Source organism: Kibdelosporangium philippinense (genome assembly GCF_021390435.2).
Taxonomy (GTDB): domain Bacteria; phylum Actinomycetota; class Actinomycetes; order Mycobacteriales; family Pseudonocardiaceae; genus Kibdelosporangium; species Kibdelosporangium philippinense.
In genome coordinates this window covers 1,711,083-1,736,091 of record NZ_JAJVCN010000002.1, presented here as the reverse complement: position 1 = coordinate 1,736,091, position 25,009 = coordinate 1,711,083, and the positions used below count along the sequence as shown (strand labels likewise).

Genomic DNA, 25,009 nt, shown 5'->3' with positions numbered 1-25,009 from the left:
CTTACCAGTTGGTGGTGCCGCTGAGTTGCAGGCGTTTCTGCAGGATGGGGGTCGCCTTGCGGACAGCGGCCTGGTCGGCGCGGAACGCCTCAGCGACCTCCGGGTAGGTGGCCTGCGCGGCACCGGACCAGTAGCGGACGGCTCGGTCGACGGCGGCGGCGAGTACGGGTGGTGAGAACTGGGCGAGCAGATCGTCGAGGTCGGGTAGGCGCCACCATGCGGCCAGGGCGCGGGCGGTGAAGGTCAGGCCGTGGCGCGGGGTGGTCTTAGTGAGCAGGAGCGCGGCGACCTGGTCGAGGGGCACGTGCGAGGGCGGGGCGTGGGTGACCGATCCGCTTCGGAACCGGGCGATCGTGCCCGGGTGCCAGGGCATCGAGTAGGGCAGGATCTCCTCGATGAGCCGGTCCCGTGACCACAGCAGCAGGTACTGGTACTGGTCATAATCAGTCTGCAGGACACCGGCGGTACCGCCGCGCTGTCCGGCCACGGGTTCATCGTAGTTGTGGCAAGTGAAGCTCACCGGGGTCTCGCCGACGGGTACGCCGATCCCGAACGCCGGGCCCGCCGGGCCGTACAGGCGGTTCAGCGCGGCCAGCGGTGAGTTGGACGCGATGAGGCGCGCGAGCTTGCGGCGTTCGCCGGCGGCCACCAGTTGCCAGAAGTCGGCGACCTTCCGCTCCTCGGCCTTCCTCGGCAGGACGGGACCGGCGGGTGCCGACTTCCTTGCCGGCGGCGTCGCGACCGGTGCGGGCTTCTTCTTCACCGGTGTCGGCGCGGGCTTGTCCGGTGCCTGCGGTGTGGGTCGGGGCTTCGGTTGCTCGGAGTGCGTGCGGCGATCGTCCTTCGGTGGCTTCGTGGCGGTGGGAGGTGCGGGCGGTTCGGGCTTGGATGGAACGCAGGAGGTGCAGCGAAGACCGGTCTTGGTTGCCACCAGTGGAGCGTGTGCGTCGCAGGCCAGGCAGCGGGTGGGGGCGAGCGTGCCGGTCAACGGCAGGTAATCGAAGGTCACCGGCCAGCGGCGGTCGCCGCGGCGGACATCGGTGTCCAGCCGCCACACAGGTATGTCGACCAGGTGGAGGCGGTAGGGGCGCAACTCGTGCTGGTGACGGTACTTCTCCTCGATCTCGGCCATGCGCCGGTCACGTTCGGCCGCCGTCGCCTCGGCCCGAGCGTCCAGCAGTGCTGTGCGCTGCGGGTCGGCGCCGATGCGGCGCTTGTCGATGGCGGCCAGCGCCGCGGCGTAGTACTCGCGGGCCCTGGTCAGCTCGGCGTCGCGTTCCGCGTCCGCGCCGGTGGCGAGGATTCGGCCGCGTGCTGTCGCGGTCGCGTCGAGCACCTGGTGAGCGGCGGCCAAGGCCGGGGTGATCACGTCGGCGGGCAGTCGTCGGCCTGGCGTGACGTCGACCGTCATCGCCTCGCGCAACTGGGCAGCCACCTTTTCCGGCCAGTCGATCCAGGTGGGGATGTCGACCAGGCACTCGACGACCTCGGTGAACTGGTCTTCCGCCGAAACTGTGTGCGTGACCAGCGCGGCGAGGCGCACAGTCGCGCGGTGGGCGCGGATCGGCGCGCTGGTGGCGTCGATCCGGCCGTGGTCGACGGCGACGAGTTCGCGAATCCTGGCCAGAAGGTCCTCAGTGGACAGTGGCTGCCCGCGGTGGGGCAGCGTGAGCGCGCTGACGTCACCGTTGCTGATGACCGACTCGGCGGCCCGAGCGATCTCCGGGTGCCCAGCGCCCAGGAACAGGACGCCGTCCTCCCGGGAGATGTCCGGGTCATCGGTGATCAGCGCCGACTCCGGCAAATCGTGGGTGGCGGCGAGCTGCTCGGGCAGCACGGCGAGAACGGCGTCGCCGGACCGCTCCCACAGGCCACCCCGAGCGTCCAGATAGTCAAGCCAGAAGGTGAACGCCGGGTTCACGCGTCATCCTCCCCCACCAGGGCATCAACGGTGCCCCGATCCGCCAGGTAGCCGGCGCGGGCTGCGGCGAGGTCGTCGCCGAGTTCGTCCATGCGCCGGCCGAAGGCGTTGCCGTCCTCGCTGGCGGTGAACGCGTCGAACACGGCTTGCTCGAAGTCGAAGTCCTCGTTGATCCGGCCGAGGATCATGTCCAACTCACCGATGACCAGCTCGAACATGTTGATCTTGTTTTCGAGGACGTGCAGGATCCGCTCCTCGATGGTGCCCCGGCAGGCCAGGTTGGTCAGCAACACGTCGTGAGTTTGGCCGACCCGGTGCAGCCGGCCGAGGCGCTGCTCGATCTGCATGGGGTTCCACGGCAGGTCGAGGTTGACCATCACGTGGCAGAACTGGAGGTTGCGGCCCTCACCGGCGGACTCGGTGGACAGCAGCACCGGTTTCTCGTCCCGGAAGGAACCGATGGCGAGTTCCTTCTCCGCGCGCCGGAGGCTGCCGTGGTAGACGGCCGCGTCGATCCCGGCAGCCCGGGTGGCCGTGGCCACGGCGTCCACGGTCTGCCGGAACGCGGTGAACACCAGCACCTTCTCGCCGCGCGCCGCGTGCTCACCCAACCTGGCCACCAGCAGGCGAACCTTGGCCGGATTGGTGATCGCCTCCGCCGCGGTGGCCAAGTCGGTCCAGCCGAGCTTTCTCAGTGTCGGAGCAGCGGCGGCCGGCGTGGATCCGGCCAGCCGAGCAGCCGAGCGCAACGCGATCCGTCGCGCGGCCGTGGCCTCCTTCGCCTCGACCCGGATCCGCTCAGCCAGTTCTGCGTACATGTCCCGTTCGTCGGTGTCCGGGGTGACCAGGACGGTTTCGGCGAGGCGTTGTGGCAGCCGCAACGCCACCTCGCTGCGCCGGTGGCGCACCATCACCTGGCGGCTCCTGGCCCTCAGTTCGGTGAGGTTGCGCGGGCTACCAACACCACCGCCATCACCGCCGGGCGCGGCGTGCCGGGCGCGGAACTGGCTCGGGGTGCCCAGCAGACCGGGCGCCACCAGAGAGATCATCTCGTAGAGGTCCTGCAGGCGGTTCTCCACCGGGGTCGCGGTCAGCAGCAACAGGAACCGCGCGGTCAGCGCCCGGATGAGCTTCCCTGACGCACTGCGTGTGGAGCGCAGCCGGTGTGCCTCGTCGGCGATCACCAAATCCCACGCGGTGCCAGTGAGCCTCGACTTCAACGGGTCACGGCGGGCCGTGGCGAGCGAGGCCAACAACACCGGCCCGTTGCCGCGCCCGTCCGGGGTGACGTCACTGCCGGACAGGATCGCGGTGGGCATGCCGAACTTGCGTTCCAGCTCGTCTCGCCACTGCTCGACCAGCCCCGCCGGCGTGATCACCAACGTCCTGTCCGCGAGGCCCCGCATCCGCAGCTCGGAGGCGACCAACCCGGCCTCGATGGTCTTGCCCAACCCGACCTCGTCAGCCAAGATCGCCCGGCCGCGCATCCGCCGCAACACCGTCGCTGCGGTTTCCTGCTGGTAGTCGAACGGCTGGAACGTCAGCTGCGGCAATGACAACAACGTGTCGAACCCGGGCCGGCGCAGCACCGCGACAGCCTGATCCACCAAGGCTGACGCCACCGGATCGACCACCGGGGCACCGGCCAACCGATCGAGAAATCCGCGCAGCGCCGCGGGCAGTTCCTGGCGGCCGGAAAATGGCTCGTGCGCCGACATCGACCACACTGTAGTGGAGCCAACTGCCGGTCCCGACGAGTCCGCGCCGGCGCGTCATGAGAACCTGGATTTCGTGAGCCCGGTGAGCAAGAGGCGCAGGCGCAAGCCGACGAAATCCGGTCGAAGGAGGCGGGCCTCCCGGCCTCCTGAGTACGACTCGCCGCCAGGACCGCCGGCAGAAGGCGATGTCGACCCGGCGACATATCTGGACAACGTTCCGCCGTCGGTGGACAAGGCCGAGGTCGAGAGCATCCTGGACCGGCGGGTGTTCACCGTGCCGTACCGAAGCACCGTCATCGAAGACGAGCGGTTCGACTGGCTTAACCCCGCCGACCCGGATGAGCGTGGGCTCCTCGTCAAAGGTGAGCATCCCGAATACCACGAGGCGTTGGCCGATCCGCTCTTCGAGGGCGAACTCGATGGGCACAGCCCCCGGCTGCATCTGACGATGCACGAGGTGATCGCCAACCAGTTGTGGGACGACGACCCACCCGAGGTGTGGCAAGCCGCCCAGCGGCTCCGCGACCATGGCATGAACCGGCACGACATCCTGCACAGAATCGCCGCGGTCCTCACCGAGCACATGCACCCCGTCCTGGCCAAACACGAACAGTTTGATGCCGAGGCGTACCGGCGGGGCCTCAACGACCTGCAGCCTGAGTAACCTGCGGGTGGTGCTGGAGTTGTGCGCGGCGGGCGAGGTGCGGTGCAGCGAGAAGACCGGCTGGCCGGCCGGTCACGGCTTGTCGGCGCGGCGCTGCCTGCGGCTGAAAGGCGGGGCGGGTTGCCTATGCTTCTGCGGTGCCTGTGTCGCGGAAACGGAAGAAGAAGCCCGGGAAGTCCGGCTGGTCCCGAAAGCCGGCCCGCGTGAACCAGCGCGGATCTGCCGCTGTTCCGGGCGGGCAGGATCCCCACACGCTGGCGGAGGCATTGCATGATCTGACCGCCTACCGGGAGCAGATCGACGCGGGGCGTAGGTCGAGGGCCGCCGCTGCGGCAACAGATCTGGTCGCGGACCTCGTGGCGGTCATGGCGAACCAACCCGATGCGATCGTGGAAGACGCGTTGTGCCTGCGGATGGGAACTGTGTTGAGCGAGGCGGAACAGGCCCCGCTGGACGACCGGCCGGGCCCGAGTCACCTGGCCACAGCCTTGGTAACAGCGGCTGCGGCCGCAGTGGAGGCGATCACCAACGACGCCGACGCGTGGCGTGCTCCGTGGCGAGTACTCACCGCCGTAGCCGACATCCTGCCGTATCCGCACAGCGAGGCCGCGGCCGACGCGATCACGCGGTTGCGGGACATGTCGGGAAGGCGGGTGCTGCCGCCCGCGCCACCAGGTCCCACGGTGACCGGAACGGTGCTGTGGACCCGCGACCGCTACGGCAGCCGGTTCGCCGTCACCGCGCCGATCACCACCGCGGACCAGCCGGAGCGCTGGTACCTGTGGGACATCGACGCCTGCGGACACCAGGCGTTCACCGTGCACAGCGGCTACTACCCCACACCCGAAGCAGCGCTGACCGCCTGGCAGGCCGGGGTCGGCCCGATCGCCGCCGCCGACACGGAACTGGCCCCGGTGGACGACCCATGGCTGCTGGCCGAGTTGCTGCCCGCCGAGGAAGGACTCCTACGTTCCGGCGGGGAAAACGTGGAACAGTTCGCCGAGTACCACCGCAGCAAGCGTTTGGCCGAAGCCGTCAAGCAAACGTTGCGACAGCAGGAAACCCGCCCCGGTCGCGGAATGGACGCGGCCACCGCAGCGGCCGAGTTCACCACATGGCTCCAGGCTCACGACACCGACCAGCGGGAACTGCCGGTGGATCTGGACGAGTTGGCGACGGAGCTGACCGACTCCTGGTGCATCAACAACATCGACGCCGTGTTCAGCACATGCTCCCCACACCGCGTCGCCCTGTTCGTGCGGCACGTGCACGGCTACTACCTCGACGACTTCGCCAAACAACTCGTAGCCCTGCTACCCGATTGGATCCGCTGGCTCGCCGCACACAACACCACTCCACCGGAACTGGCCGAACGCTGCCTGCCCTACGCCGAAGGCCAACCACACCCGCAGATCACGGTGGACGACAACATCGAGCCTGCCTACCTCGCTCGTGTCATCGAGTAGGCCCTATTCCGACCGCGACTGAAGTGGGATGAGCCCTCTTCACCATGGTCTGCCCCCATCTGCCAGGACGTGGTGAAGGCATACCGCGGTGTCACAGGTTGGCCTGACCGAGCTTGGCGATGAACGACGTCTTGCGTTTGTGACGGTCACGCAGGCGGTCGAGGTACGTTGCGAAGCCGGTCGCGGCACCGGTGGCCTGGTAGGCGTCGCGGAGTTGCCGGAGCATCGTGATGGCTTTGCCGTACCGATACTTGTCGGTGCTGGCGTCAAGCCGCCGCTGGATGAGCCGTTGCCACGGCTCGATCACGTCCCGCGGATGGGTGGGTTGGCGCAGCTCGATGAGCTGACGCCAGCGTGACTCAGGCAGATCCTCGGTGTGGTCGGCCGCTGTCTGCCAGGCTTCGTCCAGTTCGCCCTCGTCGAGGAATACGCCGATGAGGTGGTCGGCGTAGGCGGGCTGCCCGGTGGTGGCGTCGCGCAGCCACCCGATCGCCTTGTCGCGTACGCCGGGCCAGTCGCCAGTGCGTTCGCCGGTACGGCGCAGATCGTCGTAGTGGGCCTGGGTCGGGTTCCTCTCGAACAGTTGCCACCGCAAAGCGAACGCTTCGTCGGTGGCACCACGCTCAAGCAGCAAGTCCACATAGACGTCACGAAGCTTGCCTTTGTCGATCGGATTGCCGATCCCCAACCCACGTTGTGCCCAGTGCTCAGCGTCGGCCGTGCGTCCGGCGTTCCGCAGCGCGTCGACGATCTTGCGATACTGGGGCGCGGCGTGGAGATCTTCAGCCAGCACCGCGATGTAGTGGTCGACGTCGCCGGAGAGCTCGGCGAGCTGCTCGCGCAACACACGGATCCCAAAGGGGGTCCTGCCGAACAGATCCGGCTCAGCTGCCCTGGCTCGGTCTTCGACCCTGCGGGACAGTTCGGCGCGCCCCTTCTCCCCCAGCGCGGCCGCGTAGTCGCGCAGTTCGAAATCCGGCCAGCCCGGCCCATCGAGCCGCAACTTCACCAGCCAGCCCGCCAACTGCTTCGAATCTGGTGGCGCCACCGCACAGGCACGCGCATGCACGGCCATCAGAGCACGGAGGTCACCGCCCAGGACGCCGGACGAATCGTCGATGTACATCATTGCCGTCGTCACTAGATCGACCGCGCGCCGCGCGAGAGTTGGCACAGCGGCCGGGTCGCTTTCGAACAGCGCCTCACACGCCGCCACGACGTCCCTCGACAGTCGAGAATATTCACCTCGCCCATGACGCGGGTGCATCCGGCGATCACGCCGCAACCCTTCGATCAACCGACGTACCCGCTCCACCTCGATACTCGCCACGAGCACTATTCAATACCCGGCACGTCAAGCCTGGTCCGCGCAATGGCTACCCTCACGCCGCATGGCACCCAGTAAACGATCAGTGACGCCCCTGACCGGCCGGTGGCGGATCGTGGAGATGGACCTGTGGGACCGCGATGCCATCGACCTCGTCGAACCCGGCTTCATCGAGTTCGCCAAGGACGGAACCGGCCAGTTCGGCTTCATCGCCGTCCGAGGCTGGATGGACTGCCGCACCATCGAACACGACGGACGCACCCGTATCGAGTTCAATTGGGAGGGCAACGACGAAGGCGACCAGGTCAGCGGACGCGGCTGGGCAGCCCTCGTCGATGACGCCACAGTCGAAGGGCACCTGTTCATCCACATGGGAGACAACTCGGGTTTCCGGGCGAAGCCCTTTGCCCGTACTGATCGACAGGACAAGGAGTGAGCGAGTACCAGTGCTACGACGTCCTCGCCGTCGACCGGCCGCTGAACGATCGCCAGCAGGCCGAGGTGCGAGCGCTCTCCACCCGCGCGAGGATCTTCCGGGGGCAACCCGAACCGGGTGATGGCGCCCCCGAAGTCGGCGCTGCACCCAGGAACAAAGTTCGGAGTGAATATCACGAATTACGGTCGTACGGTGGCGGCCACCCGAGTGCTGTCTCCTCAATGAGGAGCTTCTGCACTCGCTGATCCGCCCAGATACTGAGGAGATCCGCCATAACCGGCTGTAGTCCCTCATCGTCCTCGGCAGATTCGCCGACCAGTTGAAGGAACCAGGTCAGGCGGTTCTGTTTCAGATCTGCCATCGCGGTGTCGAGCCCCGTCCCTATCGCAGAGTCGGCCACGAGGTCCGCACGCTGAAGCTCGGTCGGCAACGCAACGGCACGAGCAAGCTTCCGAGCAGCGTCGACATACTGCGGCACCGGTCCCAACTGCGAGTGCTCGACGACCCGGTAGCACGCGATCTGTGACCACGGAAGACCGGTAACAGAGTCCACCTCGCTTTCCGGGCGGATAAGCCACCGAACAATGCGCTCCCGACGCCTCTGCTTTGCCTCATCCAGTCTGCGATCGAACTCTTCTCGATGACGACGCCGGGAGCCTGGGATGTCGCGTTCTCGGGCCAGTTCCGACAGCTCATCCCATAGTTCCTTGTCCGTCGGAGCCGGGTGAACCAAGACGGACAATCGCCCGATGAGCTGGTTTGCCGCATCATCGGAAGGGTCGAGGGACGTGTCGACAAGCACCTCCGTCTGGAATGCCGTCACCTCGTCCTCGTCAACGGCTGGCAAGCCTTCCCGGAGGGCAGTGTCCTTCTCCCGCCATTCGTCGAGGGTGATACCCCCCTTCCATGCCTCGGCGCAACTGGAGCAAACGATCGAGGATGTCCACAGGACATCCCCACAAGTTCCCGGCGACGAGCGCCTGTTCGATCTCCATCCTGTGAGCTTGGCACGACACCGTCGAGGTCGAAATTCGATGCGTCATGATTCAGCGACAACTACTCACTGCCATTGATCGACCAGCGCCCGGCAACGGCCAATCTCTACGTAGACGACATGTCTCGCCTGAATCGTGGATCATTCAGCGTGACGCAAAGGCACATTGAACCGCCGAGCCAGCACATCAGGGTTCCGCGTAGAGGGCGAGTCGGTGCTGGCGGCCAGCGCCGACTACTGCAGTCGGCAGGACGTGTGGTCACCTCCAGCGGGGCTGGATGCGGCCAAGTCGTCAAGGACTCCGCGTACATGCCTGTCGCCAGCTCGGCCACGGTCAGGTCACGTACGAAGTCCACGTCGGCCTCGACCCGGCGTGGACGAAGCAACGGGAAGCCTAGCGGCACGAAGCTGGCCCCGATCGGCAGCGTTGTTCGCCCACACAGATTCTCCTTCATTCCTATTGCGGTCAGCCCGCGTCGGCTCACCGCCTTGCTACCCCACGAACTCGAGACCCCGCTCGGCGTACGCATCTGCTCCATGTAGGGCGTCAGCCGCAAGATCGGGAAACCAAGGAGGTCGTCGGTCGCGGGCCCAGGCGCTCCAGGTCGAGTGACATCCGTGAAGCTTTCTGCACCAACGGTTTTCTGCACCAACGCTGCGAATCGCCGACTTCGGCAATGAACTGCGCCAGCAGTCGGCGGGATTCAAGCGACGTGCCCGTCGATGTGTGGCTGGAACGCGGGTCACCACCTTGCCTGCCCATCCTCCAGCCACTGGCGGAGAAGGTCCTTACGGACTTTGCCGCCTTCGTTGCGGGGCAGAGCGGTGAACAGTTCCAGGCGGGACGGCAAGTACCACTCGGTCATGCCCTGGCCGGTCAGGTGGTCGCGCAGGTCCCGCAAGGCCGGTGCGTCCGCCCGCGGAACGACGACGGCGCACGCCAGCTCCCCGCCGTGTCCATCTGGGTAGCCGACCAGGGCGACATCTTGTACTTCGGCGTGTTCGAGCAGGGCTGATTCGACATCGTTTACCGGGATCATGAAGGTGGAGCCGATCCGGTCGACGGCCCTGCCCAGCAGGCGGATGCCGCCCCGGCCATCCGGAACCGCCAGGTCGCCCGTGTCGTACCAGTCGGACAGTTCGGTCAGCTGGCCGTCGTCCCGTCCCAGGGTCGCCAGACAGAGCGAGCCGCCCCGGACATAGAGGCGGGCGGGTCGTGCGTCGGAGATCGGGTGGTCGGCCCGCAGGTCTGTCTCCGTGCCTGGTCCGGGACGTCCGACACTGACAGTTGCCCAGCCTGGCGGATCGTCGGGGCGGGTGAACGAGCAGACGCCCTCGGTCATGCCCCACATGACCCCGAGGGACACGCCGTACGTCTCGGCGACCTGCGTGACCAGCAGTTGCGGGATCGTTGTGCTCCCCGATCGGACGATGCGCAGTTCGGCGAAGTGCCTGGACTGCTGCTTGAGCGCGTCCAGCACGCCGAACTGGAACGCCGGTCCGCCGCCCAGGTAGGTGATCTTGGCGTCGACCAGGAACGGCACGACGGCCTGCGGATCCCAGATGTCCGTGATCACCGTCGTGGCTCCGGCGGACAGCGGCATCAGTAACGAGAAGTAGATGCCGCCAATGTGCATCAGCGGATGCGGCGAGAAGATCGTGGTCCGCGGGTCGACGTTGTCAGTCCGGCCGACCGGCGCATAGATGACTGATTCCGTGAAATTGGTGTTCAGTGATCGAACGCGATCAGTGACCGCTTGCTGGTCACGCCGGTTTCCCAGTTCTGCCAGATCCCGGCGGCCATGGCCAATAGCCGCTGGGCGACGCGGGTGAACACCCCGGCTGGAGTGCGGGCGCCGTGGTGCTCCAGGTCGAGCTGGCCTTTGAGGGTTTGGTTGACCGATTCGATCCACTGGCGCACGTGGCCGAGGTTGCCGTGGCGGTAGGTCTCGTCGCGGCGGTCCGGGCGCAGCAGTCGCAGGCCCAGCGCCGCGGTCAACTCGTGGAAGTGCTTGCCGGCGAAGCCTTTGTCGGCCAGCAGGATCTGCCCGGAACGGATGAGGTGGTGGTTGCGCTCCAGCAATGCGGCGAGTACCTCGCGCTCGCCGAGCTTCGGGTTGGCCAGGCACCACATGATCGGCATCCCGTCGCCCGCGCAGACCAGGTAGAGTTTCAGGCCCCAGTAGAACCGGGAATGCGCGGCGCAGTAGCCGTAGCCGGCGTGCCCGGCCAGGTCCGAGCGTTTCACCGTCTCGCGCGACATGCCGCACGGAACGGGGGTGGCGTCGGCGATCCACACATCGTCGAACCAGGACGGGCAACACGCAGCCAGGACAAGAACCGCCTTGCACAGCAACGGATGGACGTTCTTGAGCCGCTTGTGGTAGCCGGACTGCTCCGGCAGGTACGGGAACATGACCTGCCACTCGGCGCTGGAGCGGATATGCCGGATCCAGCGCCGCTCGCTGGGGTACCGCAGCAGCACCTGAGCCACGGCCAGGGTGATCAGCTCGCTGTCGGACAGCAACGGCCGACGGCCGCGTCCGGCGCGGGGTGGTACCACGTGATCGTCGATGAGCACGTAGAGTGCGGTCAGGAGGGTGTTCAGTTCTTTCGTCACACATTGATCTTGAACACCCTCCTCTCATGTCCGCGCCCCGGCCTCACTTCACGTGATCTTCACGGAATCAGTCATATAGGTGGCATGGGCGGTGTTGAGGGTGTGCAGTGCCGCTTTGGGCTCACCCGTGGTTCCGGAGGTGAACAGGATGAAAGCGACCTGGTCGGGGTCTGCGGACATCTCGCCCAGCACATCCGCGTGTGTCTGTTCCCACGCGGTCTGTTCGAAGTGGGCACGGAAGTCAATCTCGTCCGCCGAGACGCGATCGCCGAGCACGACCCGGTGGCGCAGGCCGGGCAGCGTGGGTGTGAGCCCGGCCAGCGCGGCGGAGTGGTCGAAACCTTCCCAGCTGTCGACGGTCACACAGACAGCGGCGTTCACCCGGCGCAGCACACGTTCCAGTTCCCGGGGACGGATGCTGGTCATGATCGGCGCGAAGATGGCACCGATCTTGGCGCACGCCAGCATCAACGGCCCGACCTGCCACCGGTTGGGCAGCTGCATCGCCACGACCTGTCCACTGCGGACATCGAGTTCGTGTAGCGCGCCCGCGAACCGCGTCACGTATTTCGCGAACTCGCGGTAAGTCAAGCGGACGACGTCATGACGGTCCTCCAGCGCGAGCACGGCGACCGAGTCGGGAGTCCGGTCGAGCCACCGCGCAAGATCGTCGAGGATAGTGTCGGTGCGCCAGATCCCCGCCTTCTGGTACTTCTCGACAGTGGTGGCGGATGGCCTGCAGGCGGCGATCAGTTGATTCGACACGAGTCGTTCACCCGTTCCTCAATTTAACCGGTTCCCAGGCAGCAGCCGGTCCAGCCACTCCCGGGCGACCCGGGCGGTAGTGCTGGCGTGTTTCTCGATCATCGTGAAGTGGTCGCCGGGGACGTCGGCGGTGTCCGAGGCGGTGATCGGTGCGACCGACCGCTCTGTCGCAGCACCCGGCCTCAGTGGCTGAGCTGCCCGAAGCAGGAGGGACGGACAGCTCAGGGCCAGGGTTGCCCATTCCCGGAACATCTCCAGATACCAGGCCTGTGCCGACAGCCGTGCCACGGAGAGCCGGTCGGCCGTGCTCTGCCGATCTCGGATGGAGTCGTAGAACTCCTTCGCGTGGTCGAGCAGGACTTGGCTGGTCGCGACGTGTGCGTCCAGCAGTACAACGCCGTCGGGGGATCTGCCGGCGTCGTGCTGAAGCAGTTGTGCGAGCTCGTAGGCGAGTGTTCCTCCCGACGAGTGACCCGCCAGTACGAAGGGTGAGTCGCCGACGTGGGCGATGACCGCTTCGCTGTAGAGCCGCATCAGCACGCCGCGGGAGGACACAAGTGGTTCGTGTTCAAGGAAGCCGGGCAATGTCAGAGCCGACACGGCCAGGTCGTCGCCGAACGCGGCGGCGAGATGCTTGTACAGGTGCGGATCGCTCAACGCGACCATCGGCGGGAACAACAACACATGCGCGCCCGAGCCGCTGTTCAACGGCACCACAGAAAGTTCGGCCCGGTCCGACACCGGCCGCAAAGCCGCGACCGCGTGCATCAGGGCATGACTTTCGGCAAACCGGCCGCTGTCGACGCCGGTCCAAAACATCGCGGCGATATCGACTGTCGGCTGAGGCCCCGGCTCCGCACCACTCAGTGCACCCTGCAGATAGGCCGCGAGTGCGCGCGAATCACGTTGCTCGAAGATGGTGTCGGCCGCAAGCTGAACACCGGTGACCGCAGTAAGCCGGTGCAGCAGTTCCATGCTGGCCAGAGAGTCGATGTCCAGTTCGTCGAACCTGCTGTCCGGGCGTACCGCGGCGGGGTCGTAACCGAGCACATCGGCCAGTTCGGCCCGGATGAGGTCGACCAGCGACCGTTCGTCGTGCGGTGCGGGCAGTTCACGCGGGTGTGGCGTCGCGGGTCGCGGATCGGCCACGGACTGGTCCAGGTCAGCCAGCAGCGGTAGGTGCGGTTTGGCGTGGGCTGTCCGGTAGGCGTCCCAGTCGACGGACACCACGACCGCTTGCGGTGTGCCGGAAGTGAACACCCTGCCGAGAGCACGGACGCCATCCTGCGGCGATATGGCCGCCACTCCTCGGGCTTCCCACCTGCCGCGATCGCGTTCGTCCAGCCGGGCAGCCATCCCGGAGTCGGCCCACCGCCCCCAGTTCACCGTGGTCGCGGGCAAGCGCAGCGCCGCCCGGTGGTGTGCCAGGGCATCGAGGAAGGCATTGCCGGCGGCGTAGCTGGCCTGGCCCGCGGAGCCGAGCACGGCCGCCGCGGACGAGAACAGCAAGAAAAAGTCGAGGTCAAGGTCCCGCGTGTGCTCGTGCAGCAGCAATGCCCCGTACACCTTGGTGCGGAACACGTCGTCGAAGTGCTGCCAGTGCTGGTCGGTCAGCAGCTGATCCCGGAGCACACCGGCGGAGTGGATCACGCCGCGAAGCCTGGGCCCGCCTTGGCCGAACCGGGCGAAGAGGTCACGCATCGCGATCGGGTCGGCGACGTCGGCTGCGATGACATCGACGCGTACTCCTCGCGCGGTGAGGGTTGAGAGTCGCCGAGCGATTTCGGCTGTGGGTTCGCTCCGCCCGACCAGCACAAGATGACGCGCACCACGGGAAACCAGCCACTCGGCGGCAGTCAGGCCGAGGCCGCTCAGTCCACCGGTCACCAGATGGCAGCCCGAGCCGTCCACCCGGGGCACGTCGTCCGATCCGGCGGCGGGCGACGGGACCAGCCGGGGGCCGAACCGCCGGTCTGCTCTGAGGGCGACATCGGGCTCGTGACCGGGAGCGAGTATCTGCGTCGCGAGGGCGTCGAGTTCGACCGCGTCAGCCGGATCACCCAGATCCACCAGGCGAACCGCCAGGTCCGGCCGCTCGATTCGCGCCGTGCGGCCCAGTCCCCACCACACTGCCCCAAGCGGATCGACAGATTCGGTGTCTGTCTGCTGTGTCCGCACGGTCACCAGATGCAGGCGCAGCGAGCCCGATCGGCCAGTCGATGCCCGCAGCGTCGTTAGTACTCGGCTCACCGCTTGCTCCGCGTGCGCCCGCACCACCTCAAGTTCTGCGGACGTATCCGGCGAATGGTGGGGCCAGCAGTGCACGAGGTCGATGTGCCGCGTGCCGTCGTTGGTCAGCTCGTCCAGCAGGGCCATCACATCGCCGTCGGTCCGCGGGGATTCTGGGAATGTCGACAGCGGCTTGTGCGGCGAACCGTGGCGTGGAACCAGGAGAAGCACCTCGGCGCCTTGCCCGCGCAGGCGGGCGGCCAGGCGAGTGCCGAGTCCCGCTTCCGATTCGCCGAAGACAACGCAGGTGCGCGGCCCCTTCGGTTGGTCATCCGAGTCGCTGCGGGGAACGGCCCGCCAACGGATCTGGTAGATATCCGGGCTGACTGTGACGTCGACAGCCCGCCTGGATGTAGGGATGGTACGGGGAAGCCAGTAGCTGTCGGGCTTGAACGGGTAGCCGGACAGCGTCACCTTCCGCCTGGGCTTGCCCCGGTAGTACTCCGGCCAACGCGGATTGACGCCGGCGGTGAACAGCGCTCCGAGCGCGTCGAGGTGCTGGGCAGGCCGGGTGGCCCGCAGCGACGGCGCCCACACGGCCTTGTCGTCCTGCACGCACGCACGGCCGAGACCCGCGAGCGTGCTGCCCGGCCCGATCTCCAGGAAAACGTCGCAGTTGCGCCGCCGCAGCTCCTGGATGCCCTCGGTGAACAACACGGGGGACAGAGCTTGCCGCTGCCAGTACTGTGCGTCCAGATCGGCTTGCCGCACGAGCTTGCCGGTCATTGTGCTGATCATCGCCGTGCGCGGCCGTTTGTGACTGACCTGCCTGGCCACGGGCGCGAACACCCGCACCGCGGGTTCGACCATGGACGAGTGGAAGGCATACCCCACGGGCAGCCGCTGGCAGCGTGTTCCCTCGTCCGCCAAACGCGCTTCCAGCTCCGCCAGCGCCGAGACCGCTCCGGACACGACCGTCAGCCCGGGAGTGTTCTCGGCCGCGATCGTGAGATTCTGGGGCAGCCGCGAGACGAGGTGATCACGGGTGGCGTGCACGGCGGTCATTCAGCCGCCGGCCGGTAGCGTGTTGAAGGCGCGTGCTCGCTCGGCCACCAGCAGCAGGCAGTCGGCCAGGCTCACGGCGCCGGCGACGTGGGCCGCCGCGAACTCGCCGATACTGTGACCGAGGACAGCGGTCGGTTCCACGCCCCACGACCGCCACATCGTGGCGAGCGCGACCTGCACGCTCACCAGTGCCAGTTGTGCATGGGATGCGTCCGTTGCCAGTTCCGGGGGCGCGTTGCCGGTCACGATCGATTCGATAGCGCGGGGCGGCAACCAGTGTTCGGCAAGCCGGTCGCACTGCCGGATGGTGTCGGCGAACACGGGCACGTCCGCGAACAGCTCCCAGCCCATGCCGAGATAGTGATCGCCCTGGCCGCTGAACAGGAACGCCACGCGTGGCCGCCTGAGCGCCGTGTTGCGGTGCAGTCCGGACACGGGCTCGTCGGCGAGGAACCTGGCGAGCCGGGCATGCAGATCCGCCGGATCCAGCGCGGTGAGCGCCAGCCGGTGCGGCATGCCGGACCGGCCGGTGTTGGCGGTGAAACACAGGTCCGCGACCGAGCCACCGGCCGCCAGATCGCTGGCATATCTCGCGGCGAGCTCGTGCAGGGTGTCTTGCGACCGAGCGGAGATTGTCAGCAGCTCCGGGCCGGACGCCTGCTGAGTGGGTGTCTGCTGGGCGGGTGCTGGCGTGGCTGCCTCGGCCACGAGCACGTGCGCGTTCGTCTCGGACCAGCCAAAGGAACTGATTCCCCCGATCCTCGCGCCCGGCCCGGCCGGCCAGGCTCGCGTCACGGTGGGAACGCAATCCGGGTAACCGGGGACGTTGATGGCGGGATTGGGCTGCCGGAAGTGGGGCTGACGGGGGATCTCGCCGTGGTGGAGCATCAGCAACACCTTGATCAGGGACGCGATCCCCGCCGCGCCTTCGAGGTGCCCGATGTTCGCCTTGACCGATCCGATCCGTGGCAACGCGCCGGGTGCGAACGCCTCGGCGAGTGCCTCCAGCTCGATCGGGTCGCCCAGTGGCGTACCGGTTCCGTGTGCCTCCACATAGGACACCTGGTTGGCTTCGACCCCCGCGTCGAGCAACGCCTGCCGGATCACGTCCCACTGGGCGAGGGGATTCGGGGCCGTCGCCCCGTTGCTCCGGCCGTCCTGACCGATGGCCGAGCCGAGCAGCACGCCCAGTACCCGGTCGTTGTCCCCCTCGGCGTCCGTCAACCGCTTGAGCACGACCACGCCACAGCCCTCGCCGTTGACGATGCCGTCAGCGCCAGCGTCGAACGGCCGGCACTGCCCGCTGGCGGACGGCAGGCCCATGTGGGTGCCGACCTCGCGGAGCATCTGCGTGAGAGTGACGTTCACGCCGCCGCCGACGGCCAGTTCGCTCTCTCCGGCCCGCAGGCTCCGCATCGCGAGGTGGACCGCGACCAACGCCGAAGAGCACGCGGTGTCCACCGCCATGGCCGGTCCTCGCAGGTCCAGCAGGTATGCCAGTCGGCCGGCGAACATGCCGTGCAAGGCGCCGGTCCCGGTGTAGGTGTTGGCGTCACCGGACTGCATCCGGTAGTAGTCGCTGGCGAGGCTGTGGACTCCGACGTACACCCCGGTCGCCGTGCCCGCGAGCGTGTCGACGTTCACCCCGGCGTCCTCCAGGGCGTGCCAGGCCACTTCGAGCAGCATCCGCTGCTGAGGATCCATTCGCTGCGCCTCGGCGGCGGAAATTCCGAAGAACTCCGCGTCGAACCGGTCGATGCCGGGCAGGAAACCGCCCCGGACCCGCTCGTCGCCAGCTGGCCGATCCGCGGGTGGCGGACCGACCACGCACCGCCCTTCCCGGATCGTGTCCCAGTAGGGCCGGACGCCGTCGCCGCCGGGGAACCGGCACGCCATGCCGATCACGGCGATGGAGTCGGCGGTGGGGGTCACTGAATCGCTCCGGCGGCTGCCGCGGTACGCCCGGCCACCTTTTCCGCCAGGTGGGCGGCGAGGCTGGCCACGTCCGGATACCGCCACAACACTGTCGAGGGCACTTTCGTGTCGAACCTGCTCTCGATGCGGTTCTGTAGTTCCAGCGACATCAGCGAGTCCAGGCCCAGCTCCTGGAAAGGCGTCTGCGTGTCGAGCCGGCCCGCGTCATCCCCGAGCAGCAGGGCGATCTGGTCCAGCAACCACTCCTCGAGCTCCGCGACGTCCTCGGACAGGTCCTGGTCCGGCACACTCGACACGGTGGGCGAAGACGAGGCCAGGTCCCGGAACACCGCGAACTGGACGCCGACGCCATCGAGCAGCGAATCGAAGGCACGCAATGACTCCTGTTCGGACATCGTGTCGACACCGCGTGCCGCCCAGTGCCGCGAACCGCGTGCACCAGCCTGGCCGGAATCCTGCCAAGGCCCCCAGTTAATGCTGATCGCGGGCTTTCCCGCAGCTTTCCGATGGTGCGCCAACGCGTCCAGGAAGGCGTTGGCCGCTACGTAGTTGACCTGGCCGGGTGAGCCGAGAACCGAGGCGACGGACGAGAACAGCACGAAGAACCGGAGGTCGTCGCCGGTGGTGGCCGCGTGCAGGTGCCAGGCGCCGAGCGCCTTGGGAGCCATCGTTGTCATCAGCCGCTGCGAGTTCATGGCGGTCAACACCCCGTCATCGAGGACCGCGGCGGCATGCACGACACCGCCGACCGCGGGTCCAGTGCGGTTCAGCTCGTCGATCACGGCCCGGACCTGGTCGGGATCGGCCACGTCCAGCTGGTGCACGCTGATCCGGTCGCCTGCCGGATCCAGCACCGACAGGCGGTGTCTTGTCTCCGCGGTGGGAGCGTGCCTGCCGGCCAGAGCCAGCCGCCGGACACCACGGGCCAGCAGGCGTTGCGCTACGAGCAGGCCGAGATGGCCGAGGCCGCCGGTGATCAAGCAGGTCATCTCGGCAGGGGCGCGGGGGTCCGGATCGGGCGGGACGGGACTGACCGGGACCAGCCGGGGCACATACCACCGGCCGGACCGCAGCGCCATGACCGGCTCGGGTTGTGCCCAACCGAGCGGGGACACGAACTGCTCCGTGCCCCCGCCCGCAGGATCGAGATCGACCAGGACACACTGCGATCCCGGGTGCTCGATGCGGATCGTGCGGGCGACTGCCGCCAGTGGCGCACTGGCCAGGTCCTCGGTGCCACACTTGTCGCCGTCGAGCATCCCGCCGCCCCGGGTAGTCAGCAACAGCCGGGGCACGCCCTGTTCCGTCCACGCGGCAACCAGTGCGATCACCTCCTCGACGGTGGCGGCAGCGGCTGCTGCCGGACTGTCGGTGGCGCACAGTCGCGCGGTCCGGAGGTAGACGATTCCCGCGATCTCGCCGCCGGGCTCGCGCGCGAGCCCGGCGAATCCCTCAGCTGTCGGCGGGGCCTGCCAGCCGTCCTGCGTGCGGGTCAGCGAAGCTCCCGTCCGGACGATGGACACCTGGTGGCCGACCGCCTGGAGGCGGGCCGCGATCTGGTCACCGTCCTCGCTGTCACCGGCGTACACCACCCAGGTCGCGGCCGGAGCGGCGGCGACCTCGTTCGGTGGCTCCACCTGGCGCCACCGGTGTTCCCGCACGGTGATGTCCGCCGTCCGGCCGGGCACGGAGCGGAGGACCAAACCGTCGATCTCGGCGACCAGGTCGCCCGCCTCGGACCGGACATCGAGGTCGACGGCGACGTCCTGGCCCACGGGTGCCGACCCGGGACCGACTTTCGCGTGGACGTGGTACGTTCCCGTGGTCAGGTGCCGGTGCAGCCTGAGCCTGCCGATCCGCGACGGCATCCGTGCGCCGAAGTCGTTGGCCGGCAACGCCTGGTAGGCGATCTGCAGGCAGCCGTCCAGTACGCTGGCCGCCACTATCCACTCGGCACCGGTCAGGTCGACCCGCACCGTGCCCGCCGCGGAACCGTCCTGCCGCCGCACTTGGGTGACTGTCCGGTAAACGGAACCGTATCGCGCGCCGCGGAGCCGCATGGCCTCGTCGTGAGCGCCGTCGAGGATTTCCACCAACCCGGCCGCAGTGGTGCCAGGCGCCGGTACCGGACCTCGCCTGGGCGTGGAATCGCTGCCGGCCAACCGGCCTTGGGCGAGCGGGGTCGAGCCGGCCGTGCCAGCGTGGAGGTCTGCGTCGAACCGGAACACCGTGGTGCCCGTGTCGTCCTCGGACAGAGTGAGAACCAGGCTGCCGGCTCCGGTGTCCGGCAGCGGCCGGGCACGGTTGATGACGAAGTCGGTGACGACGAACGGCTCGCCTGCCGCTCGATGCGCGAGCGCCAGGTACGCGGCAGCTGGGACGACAGCGATTTCAGCGGCGCCGTGCTCTCGCAAGGGCAGGGCGTCCGGCTCGTCGAGGTCGATCCGCCACGTCCGCGGGGCATCCGGCGCCGGGGTGGACGGCGTGTCCGGTTGGGATCGGAACTGGTCCGGGGCCGCTTCGTCGTGCAACCAGTAACGCTCCCGCTGCCACGCCTGGGAGGGCAGCGGGACGAGATTTCCGCTGGGATACAGCGCATCCCATTGAACTGGCGCGCCCATGCAGTACAACCGGCCGAGCGACGCCATCCACGTCCGGGCTTCGGCGCCTCGCCGGGCTGATGCCAGAACGGTGTGGCGCTCTCCGTGCGGTCCCAGGTGCGCGGCCAGCTCGGCGTCCGGGGTGAAGTCCAGGTAGACGTCGCACCCTAGGGCACGTGACCGCTCAAGAGCCTGAGCGAATCGGGCCGGGTCGTCGTCCGGTTCCTCGTCACCGGCGCACACGGCTGCTACCGCTTCTTCGCGCGTCCGGGTGCCGGCCACATACTCGGCAGTGATCTCACCGATGCCATATCCGACAGCGCAGCGCGGCTCGATGCCCACGGCTCGCCACATCGCCGCCAGGCTTGCTTGAACGGCGAACAGCTCCGGGCGCCATCTGCCCTCGTCAGCGGTTGAATCCTCCCGCCACAGCGCTTCGGCCGGGGAGTATCCGAGCAGCGGGCGCATCAACCTGTCGCAGGCATCGAGTTCCTCCCGGAAAGCCGGACTCAGGCGTGCCAGCCGTGGCGCCATCCCGGTCCACGTACTTCTCGCACCGGAGAACACGAACGCGACCTCTGTCGGCCGCATGGCGTGAGCCCTGCCGGACATGACATCGGCGTCGGTATCACCGGCAGCGAAACGGGTCAGCAGTTCGGCGGCCGCGGTGGCGGAGTGAGCCACGACCGCGGCCCGGTGTGTGTGGTGGCCACGCCGGACCGTTGCCGTGTAACACATGTCAGCGAAGCTGCTGTTGGCGGAATTCGCGGCTACGGCGGCGAACCGGCCCGCCGTCTGACGCAGCGCGGCGTCGCCGTGCGCCGACATCACCAGCAGGTGTGGTTCGCCGACCGGCAGCGATGCTGTCCGTTGCGGCACTGGATCGGCCTCTTCCAGGACCACGTGCACGTCGGTGCCGCCGAAACTCAGCGAGGTAACGCCGGCCAGCCCGCGTTGTCCCGCGGGCAACGGCGTGAGCCTATCGACCACGGCGAGGTTCGCCTCGGCCATTCCCAGCAGAGGATTCTCCCGCGTGTAGTGCAGGCTGGGCGGCAACTGCCGATGCCGGAGCGCCAGTGCCGTCTTGGCGACTCCGGCGAGCCCGGCGACCATCCCGAGGTGACCGATGTTCGACTTCAGTGAACCGACGAAGCAGGGATTGCCCGGTTGCCGTCCCTGGCCTACGACAGCACCCAACGCGTGGACCTCGATCGGGTCACCCACCGGTGTTCCCGTACCGTGCGCCTCGACGTAGTGCACTTGGCCAGGTGCGACTCCTGCTGCCTCGTATGCTTTGCGCAGCAAGCGTTCCTGGCCTTCGCGTCCAGGTGCGGTGAGTCCGTTGGTCCGGCCTTCATGCGCCACGGCGCCACCACGCACGACGGCGTACACCTGGTCTCCCTCAGCCAGGGCGACGGACAGCGGGCGCAGCAGGAAACTCACGACACCCTCGCCGAACACGATGCCGTCGGCCGCAGCGTCGAAGGGATGGCAACGCCCGGTGGGGGACATCACGCCCAGCTTGGCGAACCAGACGAACATGTCCGGGGTGAGCGCCAGGTTCGCGCCGCCGACGATGGCTTGGTCGCATTCTCCGTGCTGGATGCTCTGGCATGCGAGGTGGAATGCGAGCAGGGCCGAGGAACAGACCGCTTCCACCGCATAGCTGGGCCCGTGCAGGTCGTACGCGTAGGAGATGCGGTTCGCGGCGACCGCCGGGAAGCTGCCGGTCGCCGTGAACGGATTGGCCAGCTCCGGCAGGCGGTAGTTGGTCCACGAATATTCCGGGTGGCCGATTCCGGCGAACACACCCGTGTTGGTGCCCTCCAGCCGTTCCCTCGGCATTCCCGCGTCGTCCAGCGCCTCCTGGGTGACTTCGAGCAGGAGGCGTTGTTGCGGGTCCATCCGCAGGGCCTCCCGCCGAGAGATACCGAAGTAGGACGCGTCGAACGTGGCTATGTCGGCAAGGAAACCGCCCCACCGGCTGATCGTCCGGCCCGGGGCCGCCGGATCGGCGTCGTAGTGGTCTGCCACTCGCCAGCGGTCCGGCGGCACATCGGTGACAACGTCCGTACCATCGCGCAGCAACCGCCAGAAGCTGGTCGGCCCGGACACCCCACCCGGCAGTCGTAGCCCCATCCCGACGATGGCCGTCGGCTCCACTCCGCGCGGACCGCGGCAGCGGGCGCGGACTGCGGCGCGTGTGTGGCAGTCGTGGCCGCCACGGCAGGAGATGATCCGGTCAGGTGACGAACGAGAGCATCGACGGTCGGGTGCTCGAAGAACGCACTCACCTGGACAGTACGGCCGAGGAACGCCTCCAGCTCACCAGCGACCTGGGACACGCCCACCGAGCTCATTCCGTAGCGGGCGAACGGTTGGGCGGGGTCGATCTGGTCCACGCCGAGTCCGCTCATCGCCGCCACCCGGCGGACCAGCCACTTCCGCAGTTGCGCCGCATCCGCGGCCCGACCGCTCACCCGCTGGTGCGGCTGCCGGTCAGCCTGGCGGGGTTTGCCGCCGGGCCAGCTGCCGATCACCTTGAGGCTGCCGTCCGCCCACTGCGCTTGGCAGATCCGGCGCTGGACCTTGCCGCTGGTGGTCTTGGGAATGCTGCCGCGCGGAACCAGGACGAGCTCGGACAGATCGATCCCGTTGCGCTCGGTCACCGCCTGCCGCACGGTCAGAGCGATCTCGGCGACCACCTCGTCGGCCAGTTTGGCCCGATTCACCTCGTGGACGACGACAAGCCGTTCCACCGCGTCGTCGTCGGCAGCGAACGCCGCTCCGCGTAGGCCGGCGAACACCGGTGACGTGTCGTGCACCGTGCGTTCGAGGTCTTCCGGATAGTGGTTGGCACCTTGGACAATGATGAGTTCCTTGAGCCGTCCGGTGATGAACAGCTCACCGTCGCGCATCATGCCCAGATCACCGGTGCGTAGAAACCTCGCCGCCTCGTCCTCCGCCGGACCGGCCGGTTTCGCGGCGAACGTCTCCTCGGTCTCCGCCGGCCGGTTCCAGTAGCCGAGCGCCACACTCGGACCGGACAGCCAGACCTCGCCGACAGCGCCGGGCGGGCAGATCCGCCTGGTGCTGGGATCGACCACGAGCACCCGGGTGCCCACCGGGGCGCCGGAGCTCACCAGCGGCCACTTGGTGGACGACGTACTGCCCGGGACAGCCTCCGGGGGCAACACCCGCACGGCCTCGCCGTGCGGCCTGGCGGTCGCCATCAGGGTGTTCTCGGCGAGGCCGTATCCGGGGCAGAACGCCTCGGCGTGGAAACCCACTGGGCCGAACCGGTGGGCGAACGCTCGCAGCGTCCGGTCGTGCACGCGTTCCGCGCTGATGCCCGCCGAGCGCCAGCGGCTGAGGTCCAGTCCGTCCAGCTGTTGGTCGGTCACCCGCTTGATACAGTAGTCGTAGGCGAACACCGGGCCCGAACTGTTCGTGGCGCCGAGGTCGGAGATGGCGCGCAGCCAGGACACCGGTGATTTGATGTAGGTCATCGGCGTGAACGCGAACGTCGGAATGCCGTTGTACAGGGGCAGCATCGCCCCTTCGAGCAGGCCGAAGTCGTGGAAGTAGGGCATCCAGCTGACACTGACGCTGTCGGCCGGTAGTCCAGGCTCATCGACAGTGCCGACGACTGCTCCAGCAGGTTGCGCTGCGAAACCATCACGCCTTTCGGCGTCGCTGTCGAGCCGGAGGTGTACTGCAGGTAGGCGACATCGCCGGGTCGTGCCGGGCGCAACCGGCCTGGTTCGGCCGGTTCGTCACCCGACTCCAGCAAAACGTGTTCGCATCCGGTCAACTCGGCTGTCGAGTCGCACGCGGCCCGGACGAGCTCTGCGGTGCGCTCGGCCGAGATCACGATCTTCGGGGCGCAGTCCTGGGCGATGGCGCGCAGACGTGGTGAACGCTGCTTGATCTGGTTGGCGTCGGGCACCGGGGCGGGGACGGCGACGACTCCCGCGTGCAGGCACCCGAGGAAGGCCACCATGAAGCTGATGGTGCTCGGCACGAGGATGAGCGCACGCGTGCCCGGCTCGTGCTTGAGCAATTGTCCAGCGAGCTGCCGGGACTGCCGGTCGAGCTGGGCGTATGTCAGCGACTCGGTGACCTGGAGGTCCTCGTCGAGCATCGTGTAGGACACGCGGTTCGGATTTTCTCCGGCCCGCCGGGAGATCAGCTCGAAAATCGACATTCCGGGATTCACCGGGAAAGAGGACATGGCTGTGCGTCCATTCAGTCTATGGAAGCGGGGAGCTATGAGCGTTATTCTGGCGACTTGATCACCTCAAAATAGGACAACGACCCCAGGCAAGTAAGATCGTTTTCCTCTCGCAGAAGACAACTTACAGGCGGGGTCGTTGCGTTATCAGTCTACTACAGGGCTTGCTGCTGACCAGATCCAGGAGCTTGTCGCGCGCATCTGGCAGATCATCCAATGCCATGAGAACCAAGCGTGGCCTCCGACCGTGGGACTGTATCGCGCTGTCGTGATCACTTTGGTGTACGTCCGACAGAATCTGAACCAGGCGGCCGTGGGCGATCTGTTCGGCGTCAGTCAGTCGACCGTATCGCGGATCTATCGAGGCATTCTCCCATTGATTGGGCAGGCCCTGTGCCTGCACATTCCAAACCTCAAGGAGGCCATCCGCGGCCGGCTCGTCCTGGTCGACGGAACCGATGTCCCGACCGGCAACCGTGCTGGTCACGAAGACAACTTCTCCGGCAAGCGGCGCCGCGCGGGGCTGAACATCCAGGTCGCCGCCGATACGGAGGGAGGCCTGCTGGGAATATCCGCCCCTCTGCCTGGCTCGATGCATGACCGGAAAGCGTTCGCCGAGTGTGACTGGGAAGATCTTCTGGCCGAGACCTCAGTCATCGGTGACCCTGCCTATCAGGGCACTCACACGATTACGCCTCGCAAAAAGCCAAAGGGCGGCGAGCTCTCGGCTGGCGACAAGGTGAACAATAAATTCATCTCCTCACTTCGATCCGCCGTCGAGCGATGCATCGCGCATATCAAGAACTGGAAGATGATTGCGACCGGCTATCGAGGACGCCTTTCCGAGCTCCCCAACATCATCCGGATCATCACATCGCTCGAGTTCTATCGACTCGGCTGGTAACCCTCATGAATAACGCTCATCGTTTCGCTCAAACCACACGCGGAAAGCTAACTACCGGACATCCCTATCGATGCTCTTCTCATGCAAAGGCGGTACGCCTAATGCGCCTTGCATACCGCAAGGCGCTGCAT

General features: G+C 67.5%; 13 protein-coding genes and 2 pseudogenes. 4 read left to right on the top strand and 11 right to left on the bottom strand.

What is annotated here, in order from left to right; all coding sequences use genetic code 11:
* Position 1 precedes the first annotated feature (1 nt).
* Together LWC34_RS26740 and LWC34_RS26735 are read right to left on the bottom strand one after the other, a co-directional pair.
* Complete coding sequence (locus LWC34_RS26740; protein ID WP_233727878.1) at positions 2 to 1,921, bottom strand: hypothetical protein; 1,920 nt, start codon at positions 1,919 to 1,921, stop codon at positions 2 to 4.
* A complete protein-coding gene (locus LWC34_RS26735; RefSeq protein WP_233727877.1) occupies positions 1,918 to 3,639 on the bottom strand; it encodes a DEAD/DEAH box helicase in 1,722 nt (573 codons plus the stop codon). Before LWC34_RS26735 ends, LWC34_RS26740 begins: the two co-directional genes overlap by 4 nt.
* A 73-nt stretch (positions 3,640 to 3,712) precedes the next feature.
* On the opposite strand from LWC34_RS26735, the gene LWC34_RS26730 reads away from it, so the two are divergent.
* Positions 3,713 to 4,303, top strand: a complete 591-nt coding sequence (locus tag LWC34_RS26730; protein WP_233727876.1) for a DUF1841 family protein — start codon at positions 3,713 to 3,715, stop codon at positions 4,301 to 4,303.
* A 137-nt stretch (positions 4,304 to 4,440) separates the two neighbouring features.
* Positions 4,441 to 5,769, top strand: coding sequence for a hypothetical protein (locus tag LWC34_RS26725; RefSeq protein WP_233727875.1), 1,329 nt, complete (start codon positions 4,441 to 4,443; stop codon positions 5,767 to 5,769).
* Between the two features lie 91 nt (positions 5,770 to 5,860).
* Here LWC34_RS26725 and LWC34_RS26720 read toward each other — a convergent pair whose 3' ends face one another.
* On the bottom strand, positions 5,861 to 7,099 hold the full coding sequence (locus LWC34_RS26720) for a DUF6880 family protein (protein WP_233727874.1): 1,239 nt from the start codon (positions 7,097 to 7,099) through the stop codon (positions 5,861 to 5,863).
* 61 nt (positions 7,100 to 7,160) lie between these two features.
* Between LWC34_RS26720 and LWC34_RS26715 the strand changes: the two genes are divergently transcribed.
* Positions 7,161 to 7,532, top strand: a complete 372-nt coding sequence (locus LWC34_RS26715; RefSeq protein ID WP_233727873.1) for a hypothetical protein — start codon at positions 7,161 to 7,163, stop codon at positions 7,530 to 7,532.
* Positions 7,533 to 7,704: 172 nt separating this feature from the next.
* Here the strand turns inward: LWC34_RS26715 and LWC34_RS26710 are convergent, their stop codons facing one another.
* The 8 genes and pseudogenes from LWC34_RS26710 to LWC34_RS58875 all read right to left on the bottom strand — a co-directional run bounded on the left by LWC34_RS26710 (position 7,705) and on the right by LWC34_RS58875 (position 23,974).
* Positions 7,705 to 8,355 (bottom strand): hypothetical protein, encoded by a 651-nt coding sequence (locus LWC34_RS26710; RefSeq protein ID WP_250109451.1) that lies wholly within the window; start codon positions 8,353 to 8,355, stop codon positions 7,705 to 7,707.
* A 914-nt stretch (positions 8,356 to 9,269) separates the two neighbouring features.
* Entirely contained in the window at positions 9,270 to 10,232 is a 963-nt protein-coding gene (locus LWC34_RS26705) for an AMP-binding protein (protein ID WP_308200167.1), read from the bottom strand.
* 23 nt (positions 10,233 to 10,255) lie between these two features.
* Positions 10,256 to 11,146, bottom strand: coding sequence for an IS982 family transposase (locus LWC34_RS26700; RefSeq protein ID WP_233723300.1), 891 nt, complete (start codon positions 11,144 to 11,146; stop codon positions 10,256 to 10,258).
* A 48-nt stretch (positions 11,147 to 11,194) separates the two neighbouring features.
* Entirely contained in the window at positions 11,195 to 11,911 is a 717-nt protein-coding gene (locus LWC34_RS26695; protein ID WP_233727870.1) for an AMP-binding protein, read from the bottom strand.
* An 18-nt stretch (positions 11,912 to 11,929) separates the two neighbouring features.
* Positions 11,930 to 17,110 (bottom strand): annotated as a pseudogene (locus LWC34_RS26685) (SDR family NAD(P)-dependent oxidoreductase).
* Between the two features lie 23 nt (positions 17,111 to 17,133).
* On the bottom strand, positions 17,134 to 21,879 hold the full coding sequence (locus LWC34_RS26680) for a type I polyketide synthase (RefSeq protein WP_233727869.1): 4,746 nt from the start codon (positions 21,877 to 21,879) through the stop codon (positions 17,134 to 17,136).
* A 116-nt stretch (positions 21,880 to 21,995) separates the two neighbouring features.
* Positions 21,996 to 23,333: pseudogene (locus LWC34_RS26675) on the bottom strand (AMP-binding protein); the annotation flags it as partial.
* Positions 23,246 to 23,974: an AMP-binding protein gene (locus LWC34_RS58875; RefSeq protein ID WP_372496584.1), complete on the bottom strand. Its 729-nt coding sequence runs from the start codon at positions 23,972 to 23,974 to the stop codon at positions 23,246 to 23,248. The pseudogene LWC34_RS26675 and the gene LWC34_RS58875, both read right to left, overlap by 88 nt.
* A 139-nt stretch (positions 23,975 to 24,113) precedes the next feature.
* Between LWC34_RS58875 and LWC34_RS26670 the strand changes: the two genes are divergently transcribed.
* The gene (locus LWC34_RS26670) at positions 24,114 to 24,878 is read left to right on the top strand and encodes a transposase family protein (protein WP_233724674.1); all 765 of its coding nucleotides are present in this window, start codon (positions 24,114 to 24,116) and stop codon (positions 24,876 to 24,878) included.
* The last annotated feature ends 131 nt before the right edge of the window (positions 24,879 to 25,009 follow it).